The organism is Microbacterium candidum (assembly GCF_030315975.1).
Classification (GTDB): Bacteria; Actinomycetota; Actinomycetes; order Actinomycetales; family Microbacteriaceae; genus Microbacterium; species Microbacterium candidum.
In genome coordinates, this window is the sequence record NZ_JASXSZ010000003.1 from 133,725 (window position 1) to 154,996 (window position 21,272).

The 21,272-nt window shown below is 70.1% G+C and carries 17 protein-coding genes, 1 tRNA gene and 1 other RNA gene; 11 read left to right on the forward strand and 8 right to left on the reverse strand.

Annotated features, from left to right (window positions below; all coding sequences use genetic code 11):
- Positions 1-104 precede the first annotated feature (104 nt).
- Complete coding sequence (locus QSV35_RS10060) at positions 105-878, forward strand: hypothetical protein (protein WP_286288609.1); 774 nt, start codon at positions 105-107, stop codon at positions 876-878.
- Positions 879-945: 67 nt separating this feature from the next.
- Here the strand turns inward: QSV35_RS10060 and QSV35_RS10065 are convergent, their stop codons facing one another.
- Positions 946-2,895 carry a S53 family peptidase gene (locus tag QSV35_RS10065; RefSeq protein ID WP_286288610.1) on the reverse strand — a complete coding sequence of 650 codons (1,950 nt, stop codon included), beginning with the start codon at positions 2,893-2,895 and terminating at the stop codon, positions 946-948.
- A gap of 236 nt (positions 2,896-3,131) precedes the next feature.
- Here QSV35_RS10065 and QSV35_RS10070 point away from each other — a divergent pair, with 236 nt between their 5' ends.
- On the forward strand, positions 3,132-3,635 hold the full coding sequence (locus QSV35_RS10070) for a DUF3145 domain-containing protein (RefSeq protein ID WP_286288612.1): 504 nt from the start codon (positions 3,132-3,134) through the stop codon (positions 3,633-3,635).
- A 174-nt stretch (positions 3,636-3,809) separates the two neighbouring features.
- Here QSV35_RS10070 and QSV35_RS10075 read toward each other — a convergent pair whose 3' ends face one another.
- The 6 genes from QSV35_RS10075 to aceE form a co-directional block, all read right to left on the reverse strand.
- Positions 3,810-5,048: a beta-ketoacyl-[acyl-carrier-protein] synthase family protein gene (locus QSV35_RS10075; RefSeq protein WP_286288613.1), complete on the reverse strand. Its 1,239-nt coding sequence runs from the start codon at positions 5,046-5,048 to the stop codon at positions 3,810-3,812.
- A gap of 111 nt (positions 5,049-5,159) precedes the next feature.
- Positions 5,160-5,408, reverse strand: a complete 249-nt coding sequence (locus QSV35_RS10080; RefSeq protein ID WP_286288614.1) for an acyl carrier protein — start codon at positions 5,406-5,408, stop codon at positions 5,160-5,162.
- 75 nt (positions 5,409-5,483) lie between these two features.
- Positions 5,484-6,485 carry a beta-ketoacyl-ACP synthase III gene (locus QSV35_RS10085; RefSeq protein WP_286288615.1) on the reverse strand — a complete coding sequence of 334 codons (1,002 nt, stop codon included), beginning with the start codon at positions 6,483-6,485 and terminating at the stop codon, positions 5,484-5,486.
- A complete protein-coding gene (locus tag QSV35_RS10090) occupies positions 6,482-7,402 on the reverse strand; it encodes an ACP S-malonyltransferase (RefSeq protein ID WP_286288617.1) in 921 nt (306 codons plus the stop codon). The genes QSV35_RS10085 and QSV35_RS10090 overlap by 4 nt, the downstream gene beginning before the upstream one ends.
- Positions 7,403-7,490: 88 nt before the next feature.
- Entirely contained in the window at positions 7,491-8,687 is a 1,197-nt protein-coding gene (locus tag QSV35_RS10095; protein ID WP_286288618.1) for a PucR family transcriptional regulator, read from the reverse strand.
- Positions 8,688-8,719: 32 nt separating this feature from the next.
- Positions 8,720-11,452: a pyruvate dehydrogenase (acetyl-transferring), homodimeric type gene (aceE, locus tag QSV35_RS10100; RefSeq protein WP_286288619.1), complete on the reverse strand. Its 2,733-nt coding sequence runs from the start codon at positions 11,450-11,452 to the stop codon at positions 8,720-8,722.
- A gap of 144 nt (positions 11,453-11,596) precedes the next feature.
- On the opposite strand from aceE, the gene QSV35_RS10105 reads away from it, so the two are divergent.
- From QSV35_RS10105 to rnpB, 4 genes are all read left to right on the forward strand, one after another.
- A tRNA-Val gene (locus tag QSV35_RS10105) sits at positions 11,597-11,670 on the forward strand.
- A 1-nt stretch (position 11,671) separates the two neighbouring features.
- Complete coding sequence (locus tag QSV35_RS10110) at positions 11,672-12,403, forward strand: zinc ribbon domain-containing protein (RefSeq protein ID WP_286288620.1); 732 nt, start codon at positions 11,672-11,674, stop codon at positions 12,401-12,403.
- On the forward strand, positions 12,361-14,136 hold the full coding sequence (locus QSV35_RS10115) for a bifunctional 3'-5' exonuclease/DNA polymerase (RefSeq protein ID WP_286288621.1): 1,776 nt from the start codon (positions 12,361-12,363) through the stop codon (positions 14,134-14,136). Before QSV35_RS10110 ends, QSV35_RS10115 begins: the two co-directional genes overlap by 43 nt.
- A 31-nt stretch (positions 14,137-14,167) precedes the next feature.
- Positions 14,168-14,530: RNase P RNA component class A (gene rnpB, locus QSV35_RS10120), an RNA gene on the forward strand.
- Between the two features lie 2 nt (positions 14,531-14,532).
- Here the strand turns inward: rnpB and ppgK are convergent.
- Positions 14,533-15,294, reverse strand: a complete 762-nt coding sequence (ppgK, locus tag QSV35_RS10125) for a polyphosphate--glucose phosphotransferase (RefSeq protein WP_286288622.1) — start codon at positions 15,292-15,294, stop codon at positions 14,533-14,535.
- A 76-nt stretch (positions 15,295-15,370) separates the two neighbouring features.
- Between ppgK and QSV35_RS10130 the strand changes: the two genes are divergently transcribed.
- The 5 genes from QSV35_RS10130 to QSV35_RS10150 all read left to right on the forward strand — a co-directional run bounded on the left by QSV35_RS10130 (position 15,371) and on the right by QSV35_RS10150 (position 21,251).
- Positions 15,371-15,556: an SPOR domain-containing protein gene (locus tag QSV35_RS10130; RefSeq protein ID WP_286288623.1), complete on the forward strand. Its 186-nt coding sequence runs from the start codon at positions 15,371-15,373 to the stop codon at positions 15,554-15,556.
- A gap of 44 nt (positions 15,557-15,600) precedes the next feature.
- Positions 15,601-16,938: a glutamine synthetase family protein gene (locus tag QSV35_RS10135; RefSeq protein ID WP_286288624.1), complete on the forward strand. Its 1,338-nt coding sequence runs from the start codon at positions 15,601-15,603 to the stop codon at positions 16,936-16,938.
- Positions 16,875-19,931, forward strand: coding sequence for a bifunctional [glutamine synthetase] adenylyltransferase/[glutamine synthetase]-adenylyl-L-tyrosine phosphorylase (locus tag QSV35_RS10140; RefSeq protein ID WP_474099004.1), 3,057 nt, complete (start codon positions 16,875-16,877; stop codon positions 19,929-19,931). The genes QSV35_RS10135 and QSV35_RS10140 overlap by 64 nt, the downstream gene beginning before the upstream one ends.
- Before the next feature lie 100 nt (positions 19,932-20,031).
- On the forward strand, positions 20,032-20,460 hold the full coding sequence (locus QSV35_RS10145; protein WP_286288626.1) for a hypothetical protein: 429 nt from the start codon (positions 20,032-20,034) through the stop codon (positions 20,458-20,460).
- Positions 20,461-20,465: 5 nt separating this feature from the next.
- Positions 20,466-21,251 carry a hypothetical protein gene (locus tag QSV35_RS10150; RefSeq protein WP_286288627.1) on the forward strand — a complete coding sequence of 262 codons (786 nt, stop codon included), beginning with the start codon at positions 20,466-20,468 and terminating at the stop codon, positions 21,249-21,251.
- Positions 21,252-21,272 lie beyond the last annotated feature (21 nt).

The window sequence follows — 21,272 nt, forward strand, 5'->3', positions numbered from 1 at the left end:
TATTCACGGCCCGTCTCCCGGGGGGTCGAATGGCACTGGGATAGGCTTGCCTTACCCGGGGCTTGTAAAAACTTCGCTCGCCCCCGACGAAAGGTGATGTTCCCATGGGTTACATCAAGTCCGCAGCGCTCGAGGAGACCGGTTACGTCGTCCTCGACAGCTACAACCAGGAGCTCGACCCCCAGGAGTGGCTCGACATCGAGTACAACGACTGGAAGTCCTCGGGCGACACGCGTTTCGCGCCGCTGGCCAGCGCCTTCGGTGAGATCGAGTGCAACGGCTTCTGGAACCACAAGCCGCCGCGCACGGACAAGGACGGCGTCTGGATCCCGTCGCAGGTCGAGAAGGCCCCGAACCTGACGCGTCGCGCGCAGGAGCCGGGCGCGAACGTCGGCCGCTGCCGCGTCATCGAGCTGCAGCCCAACACCTATGGCGACTGCCTGTACAACCTGCACCAGGACGACAACAACCGCCTGAACCCGGACGGAACCGGCTGGGTCGTCCGCGGCTTCTTCAACCTGACGGATGACAAGGACAGCTACTTCGTCCTGCGCGAGAACCGTACGGACCCGGCGGGCGAGGTCCGCATCGCGCTCCCGGCTGGAGCACAGCTGATCGTCGACACGCAGCGCCTGTGGCACGCAGCGACGCACCCCGGTCCCGACCCGCGCTACTGCCTCATCACCTCGTGGACGTCCGGCCCCGAGCTCGACGCCTACATCGAGAAGTACAACGGCGTGAACCGCGTCGAGAACTACCCGGTCGCGCAGGAGATCCTGGATGCCGGCTACGCCGAGCAGGCGCGGAAGGATGCGGCGCGTGCCGCGTACTACGCGGCCAAGGGCCAGGCCGAGGTCCTCGCGATGAGCGAGGCCTGAGCCTCCCCACACGCGAAACGGCGGCCCCGGTCTTTCGACCGGGGCCGCCGTGCTGTGCGATGCAGGACTACTTCATCAGCCACCCGGCGCGGACACTGCCCCAGCCGGTCTCGTCGTCCCAGCCGGTGTGGACGCGCAGCGACTGGTTGTTCGTGTCGAAGATGCGGACCGAGTACACGTACCCGCTCTTGGCGTCGGTGCCGTCGACGTAATCGACGCGTACCTCCGCCGCGGCCATCCCGGCACCGGTGACGTCGGCGAACCCGGAGTGGTCCGCGTAGATCAGCGGGTTCAGCAGGCCGAGGCCGACGCGTACGTTGTTCGGCATGCCGCTGTTCTGCACTTTGATCGCAGTGGCACCCGCGAAAAGCGGCGCCGCGACGCTCGTGCCACCGATGCGGTACGTGTCGTACGAGACACCCTCGGGGAACGCCTGAGTCTGCCCCACGAGCATGCCGGTGTTCGGGTCGGCGAGCATCGACACATCCGGGACCGCCCGGCCGTTGTTCGGGCTCTTGATGCCGGCGTCGATCTGGTACTGCGGCTCGGGGATGTGCGTCGAGTATCCGCCGCCACCGCCGGACTGGAATTTGGCCGTCTGCGTCCAGACGCCCTTCTCCAGCGTCCACTTCTCCGTCTGCCATCCGGTCTCGGCCGTGATGGCACCGCCCTTGATCTCGGTGGAGGTCCCACCGACCGCGGTGACATACGGGTCGGACGCCGGGTAGTCCGTCTGCGGGGTGCCGAGCACGGTGGCGTCGTCGCCGGCGTCACCGGACGAGAAGACGTAGCTGATGCCCACAGCAGCTCCGCGCAGGAACGCGGTCTCGTACGCGAGCTGCAGGTCGCCGTCGACGGCGTCGCCGGTCCCGCCCCACGAGTTCGAGACGACGCTGGCGACGCCCTCCGAATTGATGCGCGCGAACGCGTCGAGGAACCCGCGGTCGTTGCACGTGGACGCCGCGTAGTACCGGACGTTCGCCGCCGGCGCCATCGCGTGCACAGCCTCGACGTCGAGCGTCTCCTCGCCGTACCAGCCGGACGCGTCGCACTGGCGCTTGCCCGTGTTCACCTGGTTGAACGCGTTCGGCAGGCTCTGGCTGAACTGGCCGTTGCGGTCGTCGAAGGCGGGGTCGTGCAGGGTGGTCGCGTATCGGTTCGCATCGGACTCGACCGTCGGCGAGGCGAACGCGTCGACGATCGCGACGGTCACGCCCGCGCCGTTCGACGTCGACGCCAGGTTGCCCTCATACGCGTTCCGCAGCTGAGGGCCGGTGTAGCCGCACGGCGACAGCGGGAGCGGCGCAGTGCTGTTCTGGAAGGTGGGGAGCACCGTGCCGTCGGGCATCTGGGCGGTCTGATCGAGCGCCCCGAAGTCGGGTGCCGAGCACACCTGCGGGTTGCGGAACCCCGGGGAGGCGGGCGAGGGCTTCTGGGTCCCCGGCGCGATCGTGGACGCGGACGTGTCGAGTCCGCTCACGGCGAGCACCTGGTCGGCGACCGATGCCGGCGCGTGCAGGTCGCCCGTCGGCGCCTGGACGCTCTGGCCGTCGTGCGAGTAGTTCGCGATCGCGGTGCCGAAGGCCTTCGTCGCACCGGCGACCGTGCCGGTGATGTCGACGTATTGCCCGGCGGTGTCCACCGCTGAGACCGTCAGGCCCGCACCGGCCAGCCACGCGCGTACCGCGTCGACGGTCGCCGCTGACGCGTCGAACTGCGCATGCACCTGGGCAGGAGTGAGGAACCTGTGGTAACTGCTCGAGCCGGGCGTGGAGACGGCGTTCGCGACGGCCGACAGCGCGGCCATGCCGCCGCGCGGAGCGAGGTAGACCCGCGCCTGCACCGCGGCGGATGCGGCTGCGGTGCCGGTCTGCGTGCCGTGGCTGAGCCAGCCGGGCGCGGAATGCGGAATGGCCTTCTCGGTGTTCGGGGCGGCATTGGCCGCGACGGGACCGGCGAGAGCGGCGACAGCGGCGGTGACCGCGATGACTGCCCCTCCTACCATGCGTGCGCGCATGCAGGATCCTCCTGTTGTGACGTTGATCGCGGCCGGGTAGCCGCGACGAGTGCGACGCTACGCCCGGCAGTGCTGACTCATTCGGGAGTCTCGGCAATTCCATAAGAAGGCACGCCGAACGAATGACAGTGTTGTGATTTCCCCTGATTCTGGGCCATAATGGCGGCGAGAACCGAACAGCCGTGCAGCTCCGGTCAGGTCGTAGGGGAAGACGTACCTGACGAAGGGGAGAGAACATGGCGACCACAGCGGCGCGCGGCGTGATCTTCATACACTCCGCGCCACGAGCGTTGTGCCCCCACCTCGAGTGGGCGGTCGGACGCGTCCTCGGGCGCGGCACGAGCTTCGACTGGGCCGATCAGCCGGTCCTCTCCGGGAGCCGACGTGCGGAGTTCTACTGGGAGGGCGCGGTCGGCACCGGGGCTGCCCTGTCGACGGCGATCCGTGGCTGGGAGCACCTGCGGTTCGAGGTCACGGAAGATCCCACTCCGCGCAGCGACGGAGGCCGTTGGCTGCACACGCCAGGGCTCGGCATCCACTATGCCCAGACCGACACGGCGGGCAACGTGGTCATCGGCGAGGATCGCATCCGCTACGCGATGGAGGTCGCCGCCGGCGACATGCGCGAATTGCAGCGCGAGCTGGATGTGGCGCTCGGCGCCGCCTGGGACGAGGAGCTCGAGCCGTTCCGCCACGCGGGGGACGACGCCCCCGTCGTGTGGCTCCACAAGGTGGGCTGAGCACACCCATAGCGAATGTGAAGCCACCGAGAGAAGGATTCAGGCAGGTAGAGGCGCCATTACCGGCGGTCGGAGGACGACATTCCCGGAAGCCGGAAACGCGTATCACCTGCCTGACACGGAGAAAGCCCCCGGGGAATCCCGGGGGCTTCTTCTTTCCGTTCCGACGCCGGCTCAGACGGAGGTGAACGCGGCGACCGCGTTGTGCCCGCCGAAGCCGAACGAGTTGCTGATCGCGAGCTGCTCGCCGGCGCCGAGGTCCTGCGCGGTGCCCGAGACGCGGAACGGGACCTCCGGGTCCTGCGTCGTGATGTTGATGGTCGGCGGCGCCTTGCGGTCGCGGAGGGCGAGGACCGTGAAGATCGCCTCCAGCGCGCCCGTGCCGCCGAGGAGGTGCCCGGTGGATGCCTTCGTCGCCGAGACCGGGATCTCGTCGATGCGCGATCCGAACACGGCCTTCAGCGCCTGGTACTCATTGGGGTCGCCGACGGGGGTCGAGGTGGCGTGCGCGTTGATGTGGGTGACGTCGTCGGGTGACGCATCCGCCATCGCGAGGGCGAGTTTGACCGCGCGCGCGGCGCCCCGGCCCTCGGGGTCGTTGGCCGTGATGTGGTACGAGTCGGCAGTGACGCCGCCGCCGACGACGGCCGCGTAGATCTTCGCGCCACGGGCGCGCGCGTGCTCCTCGGTCTCGAGGATCAGAACGCCGGCGCCCTCGCCCATGACGAACCCGTCGCGGTCGACGCTCGTGGGCCGTGAGGCGGTGGCCGGGTCGTCGTTGCGCTTGGACAGCGCCTGCATGGAGGAGAAGGAGGCGAGCGTGACCGGGTGGATGGCGGACTCGGTGCCGCCCGCGATCACGACGTCGGCGAGGCCCGCGCGCAGGTGCTCGACCGCGTTGACGATCGACTCCGTGCTCGAGGCGCACGCGCTTGCCACGGTGCGCGCGAAGGCGCGCGCACCGAAGTGCAGTGACAGGTTGCCGGCCGCCGCGTTCGGCATGAGCATCGGCACCGTCATCGGCATGACGCGGCGCGGCCCCTTCTCGCGGAGCGCGTCCCACGCGTCCAGCATCGTCCACAGGCCGCCGATGCCGGTCGCGAAGTCGACACCGAGTCGCTCGGGGTCGACTTCGGGGCTGCCCGCATCCGCCCACGCCTCGAGTGCCGCGACCATCGCGAACTGCGAGGACGGGTCGAGGCGCTTCGCCATCGGGCGCTCGAGGACCGTGTCAGGTCGGACGATGGCCTCGGCGGCGAAGGTGACGGGCAGCTGATACTGCTCCACCCAGTCGTACTCGAGAGTGCGGGTGCCGGAGGCGCCGCCGAGCAGGGCGGACCAGCTGTCGGGGGCGGTGCCGCCGATGGGCGACGACGCTCCGATTCCGGTGACGACGATGCGGGACGTGCTCATGGGTATGAAGATCCTCGGGTCGGAGGCGGGTGATTGGGGGTGGGGGCCGAAGCCCCCACCCGGGCCCGCGGAGCGAGCCGGGGGTGTGGGGCGGAGCCCCACTGAGTACCGTTACGCCTGGTTCGAGACGATGTAGGTGACGGCGTCGCCGACGGTCTTGAGGTTCTTGACCTCGTCGTCGGGGATGGTGACCCCGAACTTCTCCTCGGCGTTGACGACGATCGTCATCATCGAGATCGAGTCGATGTCGAGGTCGTCGGTGAACGACTTCTCGAGCTGGACGTCCTCGACCGCGACACCGGTCTCGTCGTTGACCAGCTCGGCGAGGCCGGCGAGGACGTCATCGGTGGTGAATGCCATGGGTTTCTCCTTGTTCTCAGGGGATCTGGGGCCTGCGGCAGGCCGCTGTTCAGTCTAGGGTCGAGCGTCCCGCGCTCACGGGAGTACGACGACCTGGGCGCCGAAGACGAGCCCGGCGCCGAACCCGATCTGCAGGGCGAGTCCGCCGCTGAGCTCGGGATGCTCCTCGAGCAGGCGGTGGGTCGCGAGCGGGATGGACGCGGCAGAGGTGTTGCCCGTCGTCTCGATGTCACGTCCGATCACGACCGAGTCAGGGAGCTTCAGCTGCTTGGCGAACTCGTCGATGATGCGCATGTTCGCCTGGTGCGGGATGAAGGCGGCGAGATCGGATGCCTCGATCCCCGCGGCGTCGAGCGCCTGACGGGCGACCTTGGCCATCTCCCACACCGCCCAGCGGAAGACCGCCGGCCCCTCCTGACGCAGCGTCGGCCACGGGGCCTTGCCGTCGCGGAACTCGACGAGCGTGTGGTTCATGCCGACGACGTCGGCCTTCGAGCCGTCCGAACCCCACACCGTGGGGCCGATGCCGGGTGTGTCGCTCGGACCGACGACGGCAGCTCCCGCGCCGTCGCCGAGGAGGAACGAGATGCTGCGGTCGGTCGGGTCCACGACGTCGCTGAGCTTCTCCGCGCCGACGACGACCGCGTAGTGGGCAACGCCGCCGCGGATGAGCGCGTCGGCCTGCGCGACGGCGTATGCGAAGCCTGCGCACGCCGCGTTGACGTCGTACGCGGCCGCCGGGTTCGCGCCGATGCGATCGGCGACGATCGCCGACACCGACGGCGTCTGCTTCGGATTGCTGATCGTGGCGACGATCACGGCGTCGATGAGCGACGGGTCGACACCCGAGCGCTCGACGGCCTCGCGGGCGGCATCCGAGGCGAGGTCGACGGCGGTCGTCTCGTAGTTCGCGCGAACGCGCGTGACGATCCCGGTGCGCTGGCGGATCCACTCGTCGCTGGAGTCGATCGGGCCGATCAGATCGTCGTTCGGGATGAAGTTCTCACCGCGGGCGGCGCCATAGGCATAGATGCGGGTGTGCGCGGGGCCGTGGGGCTGGTTGAGGGTGGCGGTCATGCGTTGCCTTCCGAGAGCAGGGCGGCCGCGGCATCCAGGTCGTCGGGCGTCTTGACGGCGACCGACGGGACCCCGCGCAGTGCGCGCTTGGCGAGACCCACGAGCGTACCCGCAGGGGAGAATTCGATGATGCCGCTGACACCCGCCGCGGCGAAAGCCTCCATGCAGAGATCCCAGCGCACGGGAGAGGCGACCTGGGCGACCATGAGGTCGAGCGCCCGGCGCCCCGTGTCGACGACCGAGCCGTCGTTGTTGGTCCACAGCGTCAGCTGGGGGTTCGACGCCTCGACCTCCGCCGCCGCGTCGCGGAGGATCTCCACTGCGGGGGCCATGTAGCTCGTGTGGAAGGCGCCGGCGACCTGGAGCGGGATGACCCGCGTCCCGGCGACCGGTTCTGCGGCGAGCGCGGCGAGACCGTCGAACGAACCCGCGGCGACGATCTGCCCGCCGCCGTTGTAGTTGGCCGGGGTGAGGCCGAGTTCGCCGAGGCGGGCGACGACCGCATCCTGATCGCCGCCGATCACGGCGCTCATGCCCGTCTCCTCGGAGGCCGCGGCGTTCGCCATCGCCCGGCCGCGGATGCCGACCAGGCGCAGCGCGTCGTCGGGGGAGAGGACGCCTGCAGCCGCGAGGGCCGCGAGTTCGCCGACCGAATGGCCGGCCACGCCGGAGGGCGTTGCATGCGTGCGGTCGCCGAGCGCTCCCCAGGACAAGAGGCTGGCTGCGACGATCAGCGGCTGCGCGACGCTCGTGTCCCGGATCCGATCCGCGTCCCATTCGGTGCCGGCCGCGACGAGGTCGACCTCGGCGTGGTCGGAGAACACCTGCAGGCGCTCACGCGCTCCGTCGAGTTCGAGCCAGGGGGAGAGGAACCCGGGGGTCTGCGAACCCTGTCCGGGGAAGACGGCGACGATCACCTATCCATCCTGCCAAGGATCCGTCGCTCTGTCTGGCTATCGGGTCACAAGAATCGGTCGGTCGTTTGTGTCCGACCGACAGAAAGGGTCACCGGGGCCGACGGATCGCCGGTGCGCGTCGGCGTGTCGCGTCCGACCCGACGGCGCCGAGGATGAGCGCGGTCTGCAGGATGAGGGCCTCGCGCGCGCCCGTCGCATCCCATCCGATGACCTCGGACACGCGCTTGAGGCGATACCGGACGGTGTTCGGATGCACGAACAGCTCGCGGGCGGTCGCCTCGAGCGAACGGCCGTTGTCCAGATACGTCCACAGTGTGGTGACGAGATCCGCGCTGTGCGCCTGCAGCGGACGGTAGATCCGCTCGACGAGCGTGAGCTTGGCGAGTGGATCACCCGCGAGGGCGCGCTCCGGCAGCAGGTCGTCGGCCTCGACAGGCCGCGGTGCCGAACGCCACGCCTCGGCCACCGCGAATCCGGCGAGCGCGGCGCGTGCACTCTGGCTCGCGTCGACGAGGGCGGGGACTGTCGGGCCGAGCACGAGGTGCCCGGAGCCGAAGCCCGGCTCCAATCGGCGCGCGATATCCGTGAACGGCAGGTCGCCGTATTCCTCGGCCGCGCGGTTCGGAGGCTCGGCGCGCCCGATCACGAGCACGAGCCGAGAACCCTGTACGCCGATCAGGACGTCGACGCCGAGCTTGCGCGCCGTGCGGCGGACCTGATCGACGTCGAACTGATGGGGCGTTGTCCCGACGAGCACCGCGACCTCGCCGTGACCGTGCCAGCCGAGGGCGGCGATGCGGCTCGGGAGCTCCTCATCCGCCTCGCCCGTCAGGATCGAGTCGACGACGAGCGCCTCGAGCCGCGCATCCCACAGACCACGCGCCTCAGCCGCGCGCGCGTAGACGTCCGCTGCGGCGAATGCGACCTCGCGCGAGTAGAGGAGGATCGCCTCGCGCAGGTGCTCGCCCTTGCCCGCGACGCGTTCCTCGGTGATCTCCACCGTGACGCGGATGAGTTGGAGCGTCTGGGTCAGACTGACGCTGCGCAGCAGCTCGCGGGGCGCCGCGGCGAAGATGTCCGCCGCGATCCACGGCGTCGAGGTCGGATCGTCGTACCACTGGATGAACGACGTGATGCCGGCCTGGGCCACCAGCCCGACGGCGGACCGTCGGGCCGGCGGCATCTCGGCGTACCACGGCAGGGTGTCCTCGAGGCGCTTGATCGTCGCCGTCGCGAGGTCGCCCGAGATCCGCCGGAGCCAGGCGAGCGTCTCGGCCTTGTCCATGGTGGGCGTGGCGCTCCTCCCCATGCGAGGGTTCAGCTCTCGCCGCCGGCGCTGCCGCTCGTGCCCGCGTTCACGTCGTGGAGGCGGTACTTCTCGATCGCCTGCGCGGACAGCGACGCGTCGAGCTTGCCCTCCTCGGCGAGCGCCTGGAGGGTCCGGACGACGACGGAAGGACCGTCGATCTTGAACCACCGGCGTGCCGCGGCGCGCGTGTCGGAGAAGCCGAACGTGTCAGCGCCGAGCGTCGCGAAGCTGTTCCGCTTCGGCACCCACGGGCGGATCTGGTCCTGCACGGCGTGCATGAAGTCGCTCACCGCGACGACCGGACCTTCCGCATCCCGGAGCTTGTCGGTGAGGTACGCGGTTCGGCGCTCGCCCTCCGGGTGCAGGAAGTTGTGCTCGTCGGCGGCGATGCCGTCGCGGCGCAGCTCCGACCACGAGGTGACCGACCACACGTCGGCGGCCACGCCCCAGTCGTCGCGCAGCAGCTTCTGCGCCTCGAGCGCCCACGGCACGCCCACGCCCGACGCCATGAGCTGCGCGCGCGGTCCGTCGCCCTCGCCCACGGAGACACGGTGGATGCCGCGCACGATGCCGTCGACGTCCACATCCTCCGGCTCCGCCGGCTGCACCATCGGCTCGTTGTAGACCGTGATGTAGTACATGACGTTGGGGTCGGGGTGCTCGCCGCCGTACATGCGCTCGAGACCCGAGCGCGTGATGTGCGCGATCTCGTACCCGTAGGCCGGGTCGTACGACACCGTCGCGGGGTTCGTCGACGCGAGCAGCTGCGAGTGCCCGTCGGCGTGCTGCAGACCCTCGCCGGTCAGCGTGGTGCGGCCAGCGGTCGCGCCGATGACGAAGCCGCGTGCCATCTGGTCGCCGGCGGCCCACTGCGCGTCGCCCGTGCGCTGGAAGCCGAACATCGAGTAGAAGACGTACACCGGGATGAGCGGCTCGCCGTGCGTGGAGTACGACGTGCCCGCGGCGGTGAACGCGGCGAGCGCGCCCGCCTCGTTGATGCCGACGTGGACGATCTGGCCCTGCGGGCTCTCCTTGTAGGCGAGGAGGAGTTCGCGGTCGACCGACGTGTAGTGCTGGCCGTGCGGGTTGTAGATCTTCGCGGTCGGGAAGAACGCGTCGATGCCGAACGTGCGCGCCTCGTCCGGGATGATCGGCACGATGCGGTTGCCGAAGTCCTTCGCCCGCAGCAGATCCTTCAGCATGCGGACGAACGCCATCGTCGTGGCGACCTCCTGCGTGCCCGAGCCCTTGCGGGGAATCGCGTAGGCGTCATCGGACGGCAGAGTGATCGGGACGTGGGTCGTGCGCCGCTCGGGGACGAAGCCGCCGAGCTCACGACGGCGGTCGAGCATGTACCGGATCGTGTCGTCCTGGGGTCCCGGGTTGAAGTACGGGGGCAGGTAGGGGTTCGCCTCGAGCTGGGCGTCCGTGACCGGGATGTGCATCGCGTCGCGGAAGTGCTTCAGGTCGTCGAGGGTCATCTTCTTCATCTGGTGGGTCGCGTTGCGACCCTCGAAGTGGGGACCCAGGCCGTAGCCCTTGATCGTCTTCGCGATGATGACGGTCGGCTGGCCCTTGTGCTCCACGGCCGCCTTGAATGCCGCGTACACCTTGCGGTAGTCGTGGCCGCCGCGCTTGAGGTTCCAGATCTGCTCGTCGCTGTAGTCCTTGACGAGGGCCAGGGCGCGCTCGTCGCGACCGAAGAAGTTCTCGCGGACGTAGGCGCCGTTCTCAGCCTTGTAGGTCTGGTAGTCGCCGTCGGGCGTGACGTTCATGAGGTTCAGGAGAGCGCCGTCGGTGTCGCGCTTCAGAAGGTCGTCCCACTCGCGGCCCCACACGACCTTGATGACGTTCCAGCCGGCGCCGCGGAAGAAGCTCTCCAGCTCCTGGATGATCTTGCCGTTGCCGCGGACCGGGCCGTCGAGGCGCTGGAGGTTCGCGTTGATGACGAACGTCAGGTTGTCGAGGCCCTCGTTCGCGGCGACCTGCAGCTGTCCACGGCTCTCGACCTCGTCCATCTCGCCGTCGCCGAGGAACGCCCACACGTGCGCGTCGGAGAGATCCTTGATGCCGCGGTTGGTGAGGTACTTGTTCGACATGGCCTGGTAGATCGCGTTGATCGGGCCGAGGCCCATCGACACGGTCGGGAATTGCCAGTAGTCGGGCATGAGACGCGGATGCGGGTACGACGGCAGTCCGTTCGGCGCCTGGGACTTCTCCTGACGGAAGCCGTCGAGCTGCGCCTCGGTCAGGCGGCCCTCGAGGAAGGAGCGCGCGTAGATGCCGGGAGAGGCGTGGCCCTGGATGAACACCTGGTCGCCGCCGGACGCGTGGTCCTGGCCGCGGAAGAAGTGGTTGAAGCCGACCTCGTAGAGCGCGGCGGACGACGCGTACGTCGAGATGTGACCGCCCACTCCGATGCCGGGACGCTGGGCGCGGTGCACCGTGATCGCCGCGTTCCACCGGATCCATGCGCGATAGCGCCGCTCGATCTCCTCGTCACCGGGGAACACCGGCTCGTTCTCGGGGGCGATCGTGTTGATGTAGTCCGTCGTCGGGACCATCGGTACGCCGAGGTGGAGCTCGCGGGAGGTCGAGAGCAGGCTCAGCATGATCTCGCGTCCGCGCTCGTGGCCCTTGGCGGCGACGAGCTGCTGGAGCGACTCCTGCCACTCCGACGTCTCTTCGGGGTCGCTGTCGAGGGGCTCCTGGGAGTAGGGATCCTGATCGTGGACAGTCACGGGTGACCTTTCGTCGACTGGCAGATCGTGCCAGGGGTGAGCATTGCGGCGTGGTCCGGGTTGTACGGTCTCGACAAAATGCCGCGGGCTTCAGCCTACTCAGTGCGGGTGACCTCGGGATCGCGCCGCATAGACTGGGGCGGCGGGCCTATAGCTCAGTTGGTTAGAGCACCTCGTTTACACCGAGGGGGTCGGGAGTTCGAGTCTCTCTGGGCCCACGTGAACGCCAGCCCCGCCGACCAGCGCCGCCTCCTCGAGCTCGCGGACCTCGATGTCCGCATCCGTCAGGCGGACACCGCCCGCAAGACGCCGCCGCAGGCCGCCCGGGTGCAGGAGCTCCTGGCGCAGCGGCAGACGCTCTCGCAGGAGCTCTCCGCACGGCTCGCCGTGCAGGACGAGGCGAACGCGGAGCTCAAGCGCATCGAATCCGATGTCGCCGTCGTGGAGGCGCGCGTCAAGCGCGACGACGAGCGGCTGCGCACCGTATCGAATCCGAAGGACGCCCAGGGCCTCGAGAGCGAGCTCGCCTCGCTCGCGCGCCGTAAGAACGACCTCGAGGATGCAGAGCTCGAAGTCATGGAGCGTCTCGAGGTTGCGGGGGCCGCGGTCGCCGAGCAGGAGGCGCTCATCGCGGAGACGAACGCCGAAGGTGCCACGCTGAGCGCCGCCGCGAAGGAGCATGTCGCGGAGGCGACCGCGCGACTGGAGGCGGCGACGCGTGACCGCGCCGCCGTGGCGGCCACCGTCCCGGCGGATCTCGTCGCCCTCTACGACAAGCTCGCGACCCGCAGCGCGGGCGCCGCGCTCCTTCGTCGGCAGACGTGCGAGGGATGCCGCATGATGCTCTCGGGCACCGACCTCGCAGCCCTGCGGCAGCTCGCCGCCGACGCCGTCGCGACGTGCCCCGAATGCGGCTGCATCCTGGTGCGTACCGAGGAATCGGGGCTCTGAGAGCCACGGCCGAGAGCCACGCCGACCCGCAGCCTGCGCCCGCCTGGATCGCCGTCGGTCGCGACGGTTCCGATGTCGTCGCCGTGCGCCTGGCCGCGGACGGTGCCGAGTTGTCGCGCGTACAGGTCTCGGCGCGGGACTTCGCCGCGTTCGTCGCGGCGGAGCCGGAAACACGGTGGGTGTGGAGCGACACGCCCGCGTGGCATCCCGGACTGCTGTCGGCGAGCGTGCGCGTCGCCCGTGCGCATGATCTGCGGCTGTGTCACGCGATCCTTCGCGACAGCGCTCTGGTCGAGGACGATCGCGGACTCCGTGCGGCGCGGGAGTGGGATGCGGCGCCCTCCGTAGAGGACGTATCCGCAACGCTGTTCGACCTCGAGGAGATCGGCGCGGCGGGTCCGCCCGATGACATCGACGCGGCGCTCGCCGAGTTCGCGCGCCAGCGGGCGGCCGTGGATGCGTCGAAGGATCCGGGTCGTCTCCGCCTCCTCCTCGCGGCCGAGTCCGCCGGTGCCCTGATCGCGGTGGAGATGCGGATCGCGGGGCTCCCGTGGGACGCCGCCGAGCACGAGCGGCTGCTGACCGAGATCCTCGGCGCGCGGCCCGCCGCCGGCGGGATGCCGGTGAGGATGCAGGAGCTCGCCGAGGAGGTCCGCATCGAGCTGCGCGATCCCGCCGCGAGCCTCGACTCGCAGCCGAAGCTGCTGCGCTCGCTGCACCGCGCCGGCGTGCTCGCCGAATCGACGAGCCGCTGGGAGCTCGCACGCTACGAGCACCCCGCGATCTCACCGCTCATCCAGTACAAGCGCCTCGCGCGCCTCTACACGGCGAACGGCTGGAGCTGGCTCGCGGAGTGGGTGCGCGACGGGCGATTCCGGCCCGTGTACGTGCCCGCGGGTGTCGTCACGGGGCGTTGGGCGTCGTCGGGCGGGGGAGCGCTGCAGATCCCGCGGAACCTCCGGCCGGCCGTGAAGGCGGACCCCGGCTGGGCGCTCGTCGTCGCGGACGTCGCGCAGCTCGAGCCGCGCGTGCTCGCGGCGATGTCGGGCGATGCGGCGCTCGCCCGCGCGGCGCGGGGGCAGGATCTCTACGCCGGCATCGTCGACAGCGGCGCGGTGGCGACGCGTGCGGAGGCGAAGGTCGCGATCCTCGGCGCGATGTACGGCGCGACGACCGGCGACAGCGGGCGGCTCCTCCCGGCGCTGCGGCGCACCTACCCGCGCGCGATGGCGCTCGTCGACGAGGCGGCGCGCGTCGGGCAGCAGGGCGGAGTCGTCTCGACGTGGCTCGGACGGACCTCCCCGGCGACGTCGGAGGGATGGCGCGAAGTCCAGGGTGCGGCGGCGGAGCCCGACGCATCCGCCGCCGACGAGGCGCGAGCCCGCAGACGCGCCGCCGACCGCGGGCGGTTCACCCGCAACTTCGTCGTGCAGGGGACCGCGGCCGAGTGGGCGCTCGCGTGGCTCGCGGATCTCCGCACGCGGCTCGCCGCGATGCCTCCGGTCGAGGCGGAGCGCGGTGCGCCCGCATCCGGGCGTGTGTTCGCGACGCGCCCGCACCTCGCGTTCTTCCTGCACGACGAGATCATCGTGCACACCCCCGCCGAACGCGCGGACGAGGTCGCCGTCGCCGTGCGGGAGGCAGCCGCATCCGCCGCTCGCCTGCTGTTCGGGGACTTCCCGGTGGACTTCCCGCTCGACCTGCGCATCGCGCAGACGGCCGCCAAGGACTGACCGGCGCCGCCCGATAGAATCGGAGGGCGAATGGGTCGGCTGGACGGTCGCGTCGCGGGCTCGCCCGCGCCGAGGAACGTCCGGGCTCCACAGGGCAGGGCGGTGGCTAACGGCCACCCGGAGCGATCCGCGAGACAGTGCCACAGAGAGCAGACCGCCTCGGCCTCGGTCGGGGTAAGGGTGAAAGGGCGGTGTAAGAGACCACCGGGATGCTGGTGACAGCATCCGCACGGCAAACCTCGCCCGGAGCAAGGTCAGACAGGGGATGCAGACGCGGCCCGCCGAGTCCCCGGGTAGACCGCTGGAGCGGCACGGCAACGTGTCGCCGAGATAGATGACCGTCGAAGGGGCGCACGCCCCGGAACAGAACCCGGCGTATAGGCCGGCCCATTCGCCTCAGTCGGCCGCCAATGCCGCGGCCCCGATGATGCCCGCGTTGTTGCGGTGCTTGGCGGGGACGATCGGCGTCTTCAGATCGAGCAGCGGCAGGAACCTGTCGGGGTGCTTGGACACGCCGCCGCCGACGACGAACAGGTCGGGGCTGAAGAGGAACTCGAGGTAGTCGTAGTACCACTGGAGTCGCGCCGCCCACTCCTCCCACGTCAGGCCTTCGCGCTCCATCGCGGAGTAGGCGGTCCATGCCTCCGCGTCGCGCTTGTGCCCGCCGCGCTGCACGTGTCCGAGCTCGGAGTTCGGCACGAGGACGCCGTTGTAGATCATCGCCGACCCGATGCCGGTGCCGAGGGTCGTCAGGATCGTGAGCCCGCGCACGCCCTTCGCCGCGCCGTAGCGGACCTCGGCGATGCCCGCGACATCCGCGTCGTTGGCGAAGTGGATGTCGCGCCCGAGACCCTTCTCGAAGAACTTCTCCGCCTCGAACCCGATCCACTCGTCCGAGACGTTCGCGGCGGAGAGCGTCTGTCCGTCCTTGATGATCGCGGGAAAGGCGACGCCCAGCGGGATCGCCGGGTCCTCGATGGCGAGGGTCTTCAGGACCTCGCGCACGGCGTTCAGGACATCGTCCGGGCGTGCCCCCTCCGGGGTGGAGACACGGACCCGGTCGCTGAGGAGTTCGCCCGCTTCGAGGTCGACCAGACCCGCCTTGATGCCCGTCCCGCCGATGTCCACGCCGACCGCGCGCGTCGCCTTCGCTGCCATGGGTTCAGCCTAGCCAGAGCCCGCCGCCGGATCAGTAGGATCGAGCCAGGACCCAAGCCGCTTCGAGGAGGATGTCATGACCGTCGGCATCGAGGACAACAGCGACAAGTACTGGTACAACCTGAAGACCGGCCAGGTCGAGTTCGGATACAAGACTCCGTCTCCCGATCGTGCCGGCCCCTTCGACACGGCAGAGGAAGCCGCCAAGGCGCCCGAGATCATCAAGCGGCGCTCCCAGGAGTGGGCGGAAGAGGACGACTGACAGGACCGCGGCCCTGACCAGGCTGCGCGAGCGGAGAGGCACCGATGGACAAGCAGCGCGACTTCGTCCTGCGCACGATCGAGGAGCGGGGCGTCAAGTTCGTCCGGCTGTGGTTCACCGACGTGGTGGGCACGCTGAAGTCGGTCGCGATAGCCCCGGCGGAGGTCGAGGGCGCGTTCAGCGAGGGCCTCGGCTTCGACGGGTCGGCGATCGAGGGGCTGACCAGGTCGTACGAGTCCGACCTGCTCGCGCATCCCGACCCGACGACCTTCCAGATCCTGCCGTGGCGCGGGGAGATCGACCCGACGGCCCGGATGTTCTGCGACATCACGACGCCCGACGGCGAGCCCGCCGTGGCCGACCCGCGGCACGTGCTCAAGCGCGCGCTCGCGAAGGCGGGGGATGCGGGGTTCACCTTCTACACGCACCCGGAGATCGAGTTCTATCTCCTGAAGTCGTCGTCCTATGGGCCCGACGGCCCTGAGCCCGTCGACTCCGCCGGCTACTTCGACAACGTCCCCGGCGGGACCGCTCACGACTTCCGGCGACGGTCGGTGCGGATGCTGGAAGACCTCGGGATCTCGGTCGAGTACAGCCACCACGAAGGCGGCCCCGGCCAGAACGAGATCGATCTGCGCTACGCGGACGCGCTGACGACGGCGGACAACATCATGACGTTCCGCACGGTGATCAAGGAGGTCGCGATCGAGCAGGGCGTCTACGCGACGTTCATGCCGAAGCCACTCAGCGGACAGCCCGGCAGCGGCATGCACACCCACATGTCGTTGTTCGAGGGCGAGACGAACGCGTTCTACGAAGAGGGCGCGCAGTACCAGCTGTCGACGGTCGGCCGCCAGTTCATCGCAGGCCTCCTGCGTCACGCGAACGAGATCGCCGCGGTGACGAACCAGTTCGTGAACTCGTACAAGCGCCTGTGGGGCGGCGACGAAGCGCCGAGCTTCGTGTGCTGGGGCCACAACAACAGGTCGGCGCTCATCCGCGTCCCGCTGTACAAGCCGAGCAAGGGGCAGTCCTCGCGCGTCGAGTACCGTGCTCTGGATTCCGCAGCCAACCCGTATCTCGCGTACGCGCTCATCCTCGCCGCGGGCCTCAAGGGCATCGAAGAGGGATACGAGCTCCCGCCGGAGGCCGAGGACAACGTGTGGTCTTTGACCGACGGCGAGCGCCGCGCCCTCGGGTACGCGCCGCTGCCGGCGAGTCTCGACCACGCCGTCGAATACATGGAGGAGTCCGAGCTCGTCGCGGAGACGCTCGGCGAGCAGGTCTTCAGCTATGTGCTGCTCAACAAGCGCAAGGAATGGCAGGAGTACCGCGCGCAGGTGACGCCGTTCGAGCTGAAGCGCAACCTCGAGATGCTGTGACGGGTGATCGCTCGAGCGGGCTGATCGGCCTGGCTCGGATCGGATTCGGCGGCCTGGCGGCCGCGGACGCCGCGCTCACCGAGCTGGAGGCGATCCTCGGCATCAGCCGCGGTGCGCTGCTCACGGATGCCTCGCGTGCCGCGGATCCGGATGCGGCGCTCGACGCCCTGCTGCGGATCGCCAGACGGCGCAGCGACCCGTTGCGCGCCGTGCTCGGAGACGAACGGGGCCGCGCTGCCGCGTGGGCGCTGCTCGGCGCTTCGCACGGTTTCGCCGACTTCTACCTGCGGCATCCTGCGGAGCTCGCCGACCTCGTGACGGCGGGCTCGGCTCTCCCGTCGGCGCAGACGCTGACCGCCGAGATGCTCGAGTCCGTCGACGTCCGTGACGGCTTCGCCGCGGACGGGAGCGAGGGCGCCTGGAACGCGCTGCGCATCCGCTACCGGCGACTGCTCGCCCGGATCGCTGCGTACGACCTCCTGAGCGACGACCCCGTCGAGGTGCTTCCCGCCGTTTCGGCGCGGTTGGCGGATGCGGCCGGCGCCGCGCTCGAGGCATCCCTCTGCGTCGCACGCACGCGGATCTCGGGGGGCGCGCCGGGGGCGAAGTTCCCCCGGGAGCAGGTCGCCGCGACGAGGCTCGCGATCATCGGCATGGGCAAGACGGGCGCGCGGGAGCTCAACTACGTGAGCGACGTCGACGTCATCTTCGTCGGGGGCGCCGAAGACGCGCTGATCGCGGAGGTCGGGGAGAGCCGCGTCATCGACATCGCAACCAAGCTCGCCTCGCACACGATGCGGGGGATCTCCGGCGTCGAGATCGAGCCGCCCCTGTGGGAGGTCGACGCGAACCTCCGTCCCGAGGGCAAGCAGGGCGCGCTCGTGCGCACGCTGGAGTCGCACCTCTCGTACTACGACCGCTGGGCGCGCAGCTGGGAGTTCCAGGCGCTCCTGAAGGCCCGACCCGTCGCCGGGGACCCGGACCTCGGCCACCGCTACGTCGACGCCGTGCAGCCGAAGGTGTGGACGAGCGCCGCGCGGGAGAACTTCGTCGACAGCGTGCAGCGCATGCGGGAGCGCGTCACGGAGCACATCCCGCCCGCCGACGTCCCGTTCCAGATCAAGCTCGGCCCCGGCGGCATCCGCGACGTCGAGTTCACTGTGCAGCTGCTGCAGCTCGTGCACGGCCTGTCGGACGACCGCATCCGCCAGCGCGGCACCCTCGAGGCGCTCGACGCGCTCGTAGCGGAGGGGTACATCGGGCGGATGGATGCGGCCACCTTCGCGCGCGACTACCGGATGCTGCGCGTCCTCGAGCACCGGATGCAGCTGAGCGCGCTGCGCCGCACGCACCTCATGCCGTCGCGTCCGGAGGATCTCCGCATCCTCGCCCGAGCGTCCGGTCTCGCCGAGACCGGGGAGGCCGTGTGGGAGCTGTGGGAGTCGATCAAGCGCGAGGTGCGCGACATCCACGTGCGCCTGTTCTATCGGCCGCTCCTGTCCGCTGTGGCGGCGCTGCCGGAGGACGAGCGCATCCTGTCCACGACGCAGGCGCACGACCGTCTTGCGGCGATCGGGTTCGCCGATCCGGCGGGGGCGCTCCGGCATATCGGCGCCCTCACGAGCGGACTCAGTCGCACGGCGACGATCCAGCGTCATCTGATGCCGGTGATGATCCGCTGGTTCGCGGACGGCGTGGATCCCGACTTCGGCCTCCTGGCCTTCCGTCGCATCAGTGAGCGGCTCGGCGACACTCCGTGGTTCCTGCGAATGCTGCGCGACTCGTCCGGCGCGGCGGAGAGCCTCACCCGTGTGCTGTCGAACTCTCGGTTCATCGGCGAGCTGATGGAGTGGATCCCCGAATCGGTGGCCTGGCTCGACTCGGACGAGCAGCTGCGCCCGCGCACCGGCGTCGCCCTGCAGGAGGAGGCCCGCGCCATCCAGACCCGTCACAAGACGGTGGACGACGCGATGAAGTCCGTGCGGGCGCTGCGCCGCCGGGAGCTGCTGCGCACCGCGATGGCGGCGGTCCTCGGGACGCTGTCGATCGAAGAGCTCGCGCTCGCCCTCACGACGATCACCGAGGTCACGATCCAGGCGACGCTGCGCGCCGTACGGCGCGAGGTCGTCCCGCCCGCGGACGATGCCCTGGACTTCTCCGTCATCGCGATGGGCCGGTTCGGCGGGGCGGAGCTCGGATTCGGTTCGGATGCCGACGTGCTGTACGTCTACCGGCCGAACGGCGTCGACGATCAACGCGCGCACGAGCTCGCGCTGCAGCTCGTCGCCGAGCTGCGCCGGCACTCGGAAGACCACCGCGTCCCGCTCGAGCTCGATGCCGATCTGCGTCCGGAAGGCCGGAACGGGCCGATCGTGCGCTCGCTCGACGCGTACACCGAGTACTACCGGCGCTGGTCGCTGTCGTGGGAGGCGCAGGCTCTTCTCCGCGCACGCGGCGTCGCGGGCAGCGTCAAGCTCATCGGCGAGTTCACGGCGCTGGCGGACGAGGTCCGCTACCCCGAGTCCGCCGGCATCGCGGCTCTTCGCGAGATCAAGCGCATCAAGGCGCGGGTGGAGAACGAGCGGCTGCCGCAGGGCGTCGACCGGCGGCGTCACCTCAAACTCGGTCCCGGCGGCCTCAGCGACGTCGAGTGGCTCGTGCAGATCACCCAGCTCGCGCACGCGCGGGCGGTGCCGGGGCTGCGCACGACCTCGACCCTGGGTGCGCTGGACGCCGCCGTGGAGGCGGGTCTCATCCCGGAGGCAGCCGCATCCCGTCTCGCCGAGGCCTGGCATCTCGCGAGCCGGCTGCGGTCGGCGAACACCCTGCTGTCCGGCCAGACGAGCGACGTGCTGCCGAGCGATCGCCGCCGCCTCGACGGCATCGGGCGGCTCCTCGGATATCCGCCGCGGTCCGCGACCGCGGTCGACGAGGACTGGCTGGGCACGTCGCGTCGCGCGCGTCGCGTCTTCGAGAAGCTCTTCTACGGGTGACCGGCCGCAGGGCGCGGCTCGGCGGGCTCGTCGAGTTCGAAGGCTGAGACGCCGGAGCGTCACCGGGGTGCGTCGCGCGACGCCCACCTATGCTCGAGCTGTGGAACCGGACGAACGGATCGCGTCGCTGATCGGCCGCTGGAGCGGGGACGAAGAGGTCTCCGCGACAGCATGGACCGCGGCCGGCGTCGCGCACGCGGAACTGACGATCACGCCTGCTCCAGGCGGGCTGGTCCTCGACTACCGGGAGACCCGGGATGACGGCGAGATGACCGGCCACGGTGTCGTATCGGGCGATGGGTGGTGGTGGTTCGATTCCTACGGCTTCGTCCCCGCCGCACCGGGTTCGGCGACCTGGGCGGCCGATAGCCTCGTCCTCGAGCGCCGGTCGGATCGCGGTCGCAACGTCATGCGCCTCGCGCGCGACGGCGAGCGACTGACCATGCGGCTCGCCGCAGCCGTGCCCGCGGACGGCGAAGTGGAGCCGCTTGTCGCCGGCAACTACGCCCGCGCCGATGGGGACCGGTAGCCGTCGTGGTCGGGGAGGACGAGACCGCGGAGCTCCGCGCGCTCCGCGAACGCGCCTACGGTCCGGACGCGGACATCCACGATGATCCCGAGGCGCTCGCCCGCCTCGAGGAGCTCGAGGCTGCCGCTGCGCCGGGGTGGGCGGAACGGGGCACCTCGATGATCGCGGAGCCCCCGCAAGAGGTGGATGCGGCGACTCCTCAGCCCGAGGACGAGCAACCGCGCGATGACCTTGCAGAGATTCTCGAGGGTTTGTCGTCGGAACCCGCATCCACGGCCCCTCCCGGGATCGGCGTGCGGCTGTGGCGTTGGATGCCGGTGCTCTGGGTCGCCTCCGTCCTCGTCGCGGTGGGCGTCGCGGTGGCGGCGACGGCCGGGTGGGCGTGGGCGATGTTCGCCCCGATCGCCCGCGCGCCGGAGGGGGTCCGCCAGTTCGCGGTCCTGACCGAGCAGGCGCGGCCGGCGCCGCAGAAGACGAACTTCTTCGGTGAGCTCGCCATCCGATCATTCGGCGACTTCCACGGGCTCACCGTCTTCTCGCCGGACATCAGTTCGTGGCAGCCCGGCACCGGTGACTGTGTGTTCGTCATGGGCACCACGGACTTCGAGTCGAACTCGGACAGCATCGAAGGCCCGATGTTCAACGGATGCGCGGCGGGTGACTTTCCGGCGGTGGCGCAGATCGTCGTCACCAAGGATCTGCCCGGCACGATCCGCGAACTGTTCGCCGAGGGGACCGGCATCCAGTTCGTCCTGGATGGATCCCGGGTGGGCGTCTTCGTCGATCGCTGACCGGCAGCCCTGTTCGACCGC

Bases quoted from the DNA above. Each gene is read 5' to 3' on its own strand.
- QSV35_RS10060 (WP_286288609.1), top strand. From the start codon at position 105: ATGGGTTACATCAAGTCCGCAGCGCTCGAGGAGACCGGTTACGTCGTC.
- QSV35_RS10065 (WP_286288610.1), bottom strand. From the start codon at position 2,895: ATGCGCGCACGCATGGTAGGAGGGGCAGTCATCGCGGTCACCGCCGCT.
- QSV35_RS10070 (WP_286288612.1), top strand. From the start codon at position 3,132: ATGGCGACCACAGCGGCGCGCGGCGTGATCTTCATACACTCCGCGCCA.
- QSV35_RS10075 (WP_286288613.1), bottom strand. From the start codon at position 5,048: ATGAGCACGTCCCGCATCGTCGTCACCGGAATCGGAGCGTCGTCGCCC.
- QSV35_RS10080 (WP_286288614.1), bottom strand. From the start codon at position 5,408: ATGGCATTCACCACCGATGACGTCCTCGCCGGCCTCGCCGAGCTGGTC.
- QSV35_RS10085 (WP_286288615.1), bottom strand. From the start codon at position 6,485: ATGACCGCCACCCTCAACCAGCCCCACGGCCCCGCGCACACCCGCATC.
- QSV35_RS10095 (WP_286288618.1), bottom strand. From the start codon at position 8,687: ATGGACAAGGCCGAGACGCTCGCCTGGCTCCGGCGGATCTCGGGCGAC.
- QSV35_RS10115 (WP_286288621.1), top strand. From the start codon at position 12,361: ATGCGGCTGCATCCTGGTGCGTACCGAGGAATCGGGGCTCTGAGAGCC.
- ppgK (WP_286288622.1), bottom strand. From the start codon at position 15,294: ATGGCAGCGAAGGCGACGCGCGCGGTCGGCGTGGACATCGGCGGGACG.
- QSV35_RS10130 (WP_286288623.1), top strand. From the start codon at position 15,371: ATGACCGTCGGCATCGAGGACAACAGCGACAAGTACTGGTACAACCTG.
- QSV35_RS10135 (WP_286288624.1), top strand. From the start codon at position 15,601: ATGGACAAGCAGCGCGACTTCGTCCTGCGCACGATCGAGGAGCGGGGC.
- QSV35_RS10140 (WP_474099004.1), top strand. From the start codon at position 16,875: ATGGCAGGAGTACCGCGCGCAGGTGACGCCGTTCGAGCTGAAGCGCAA.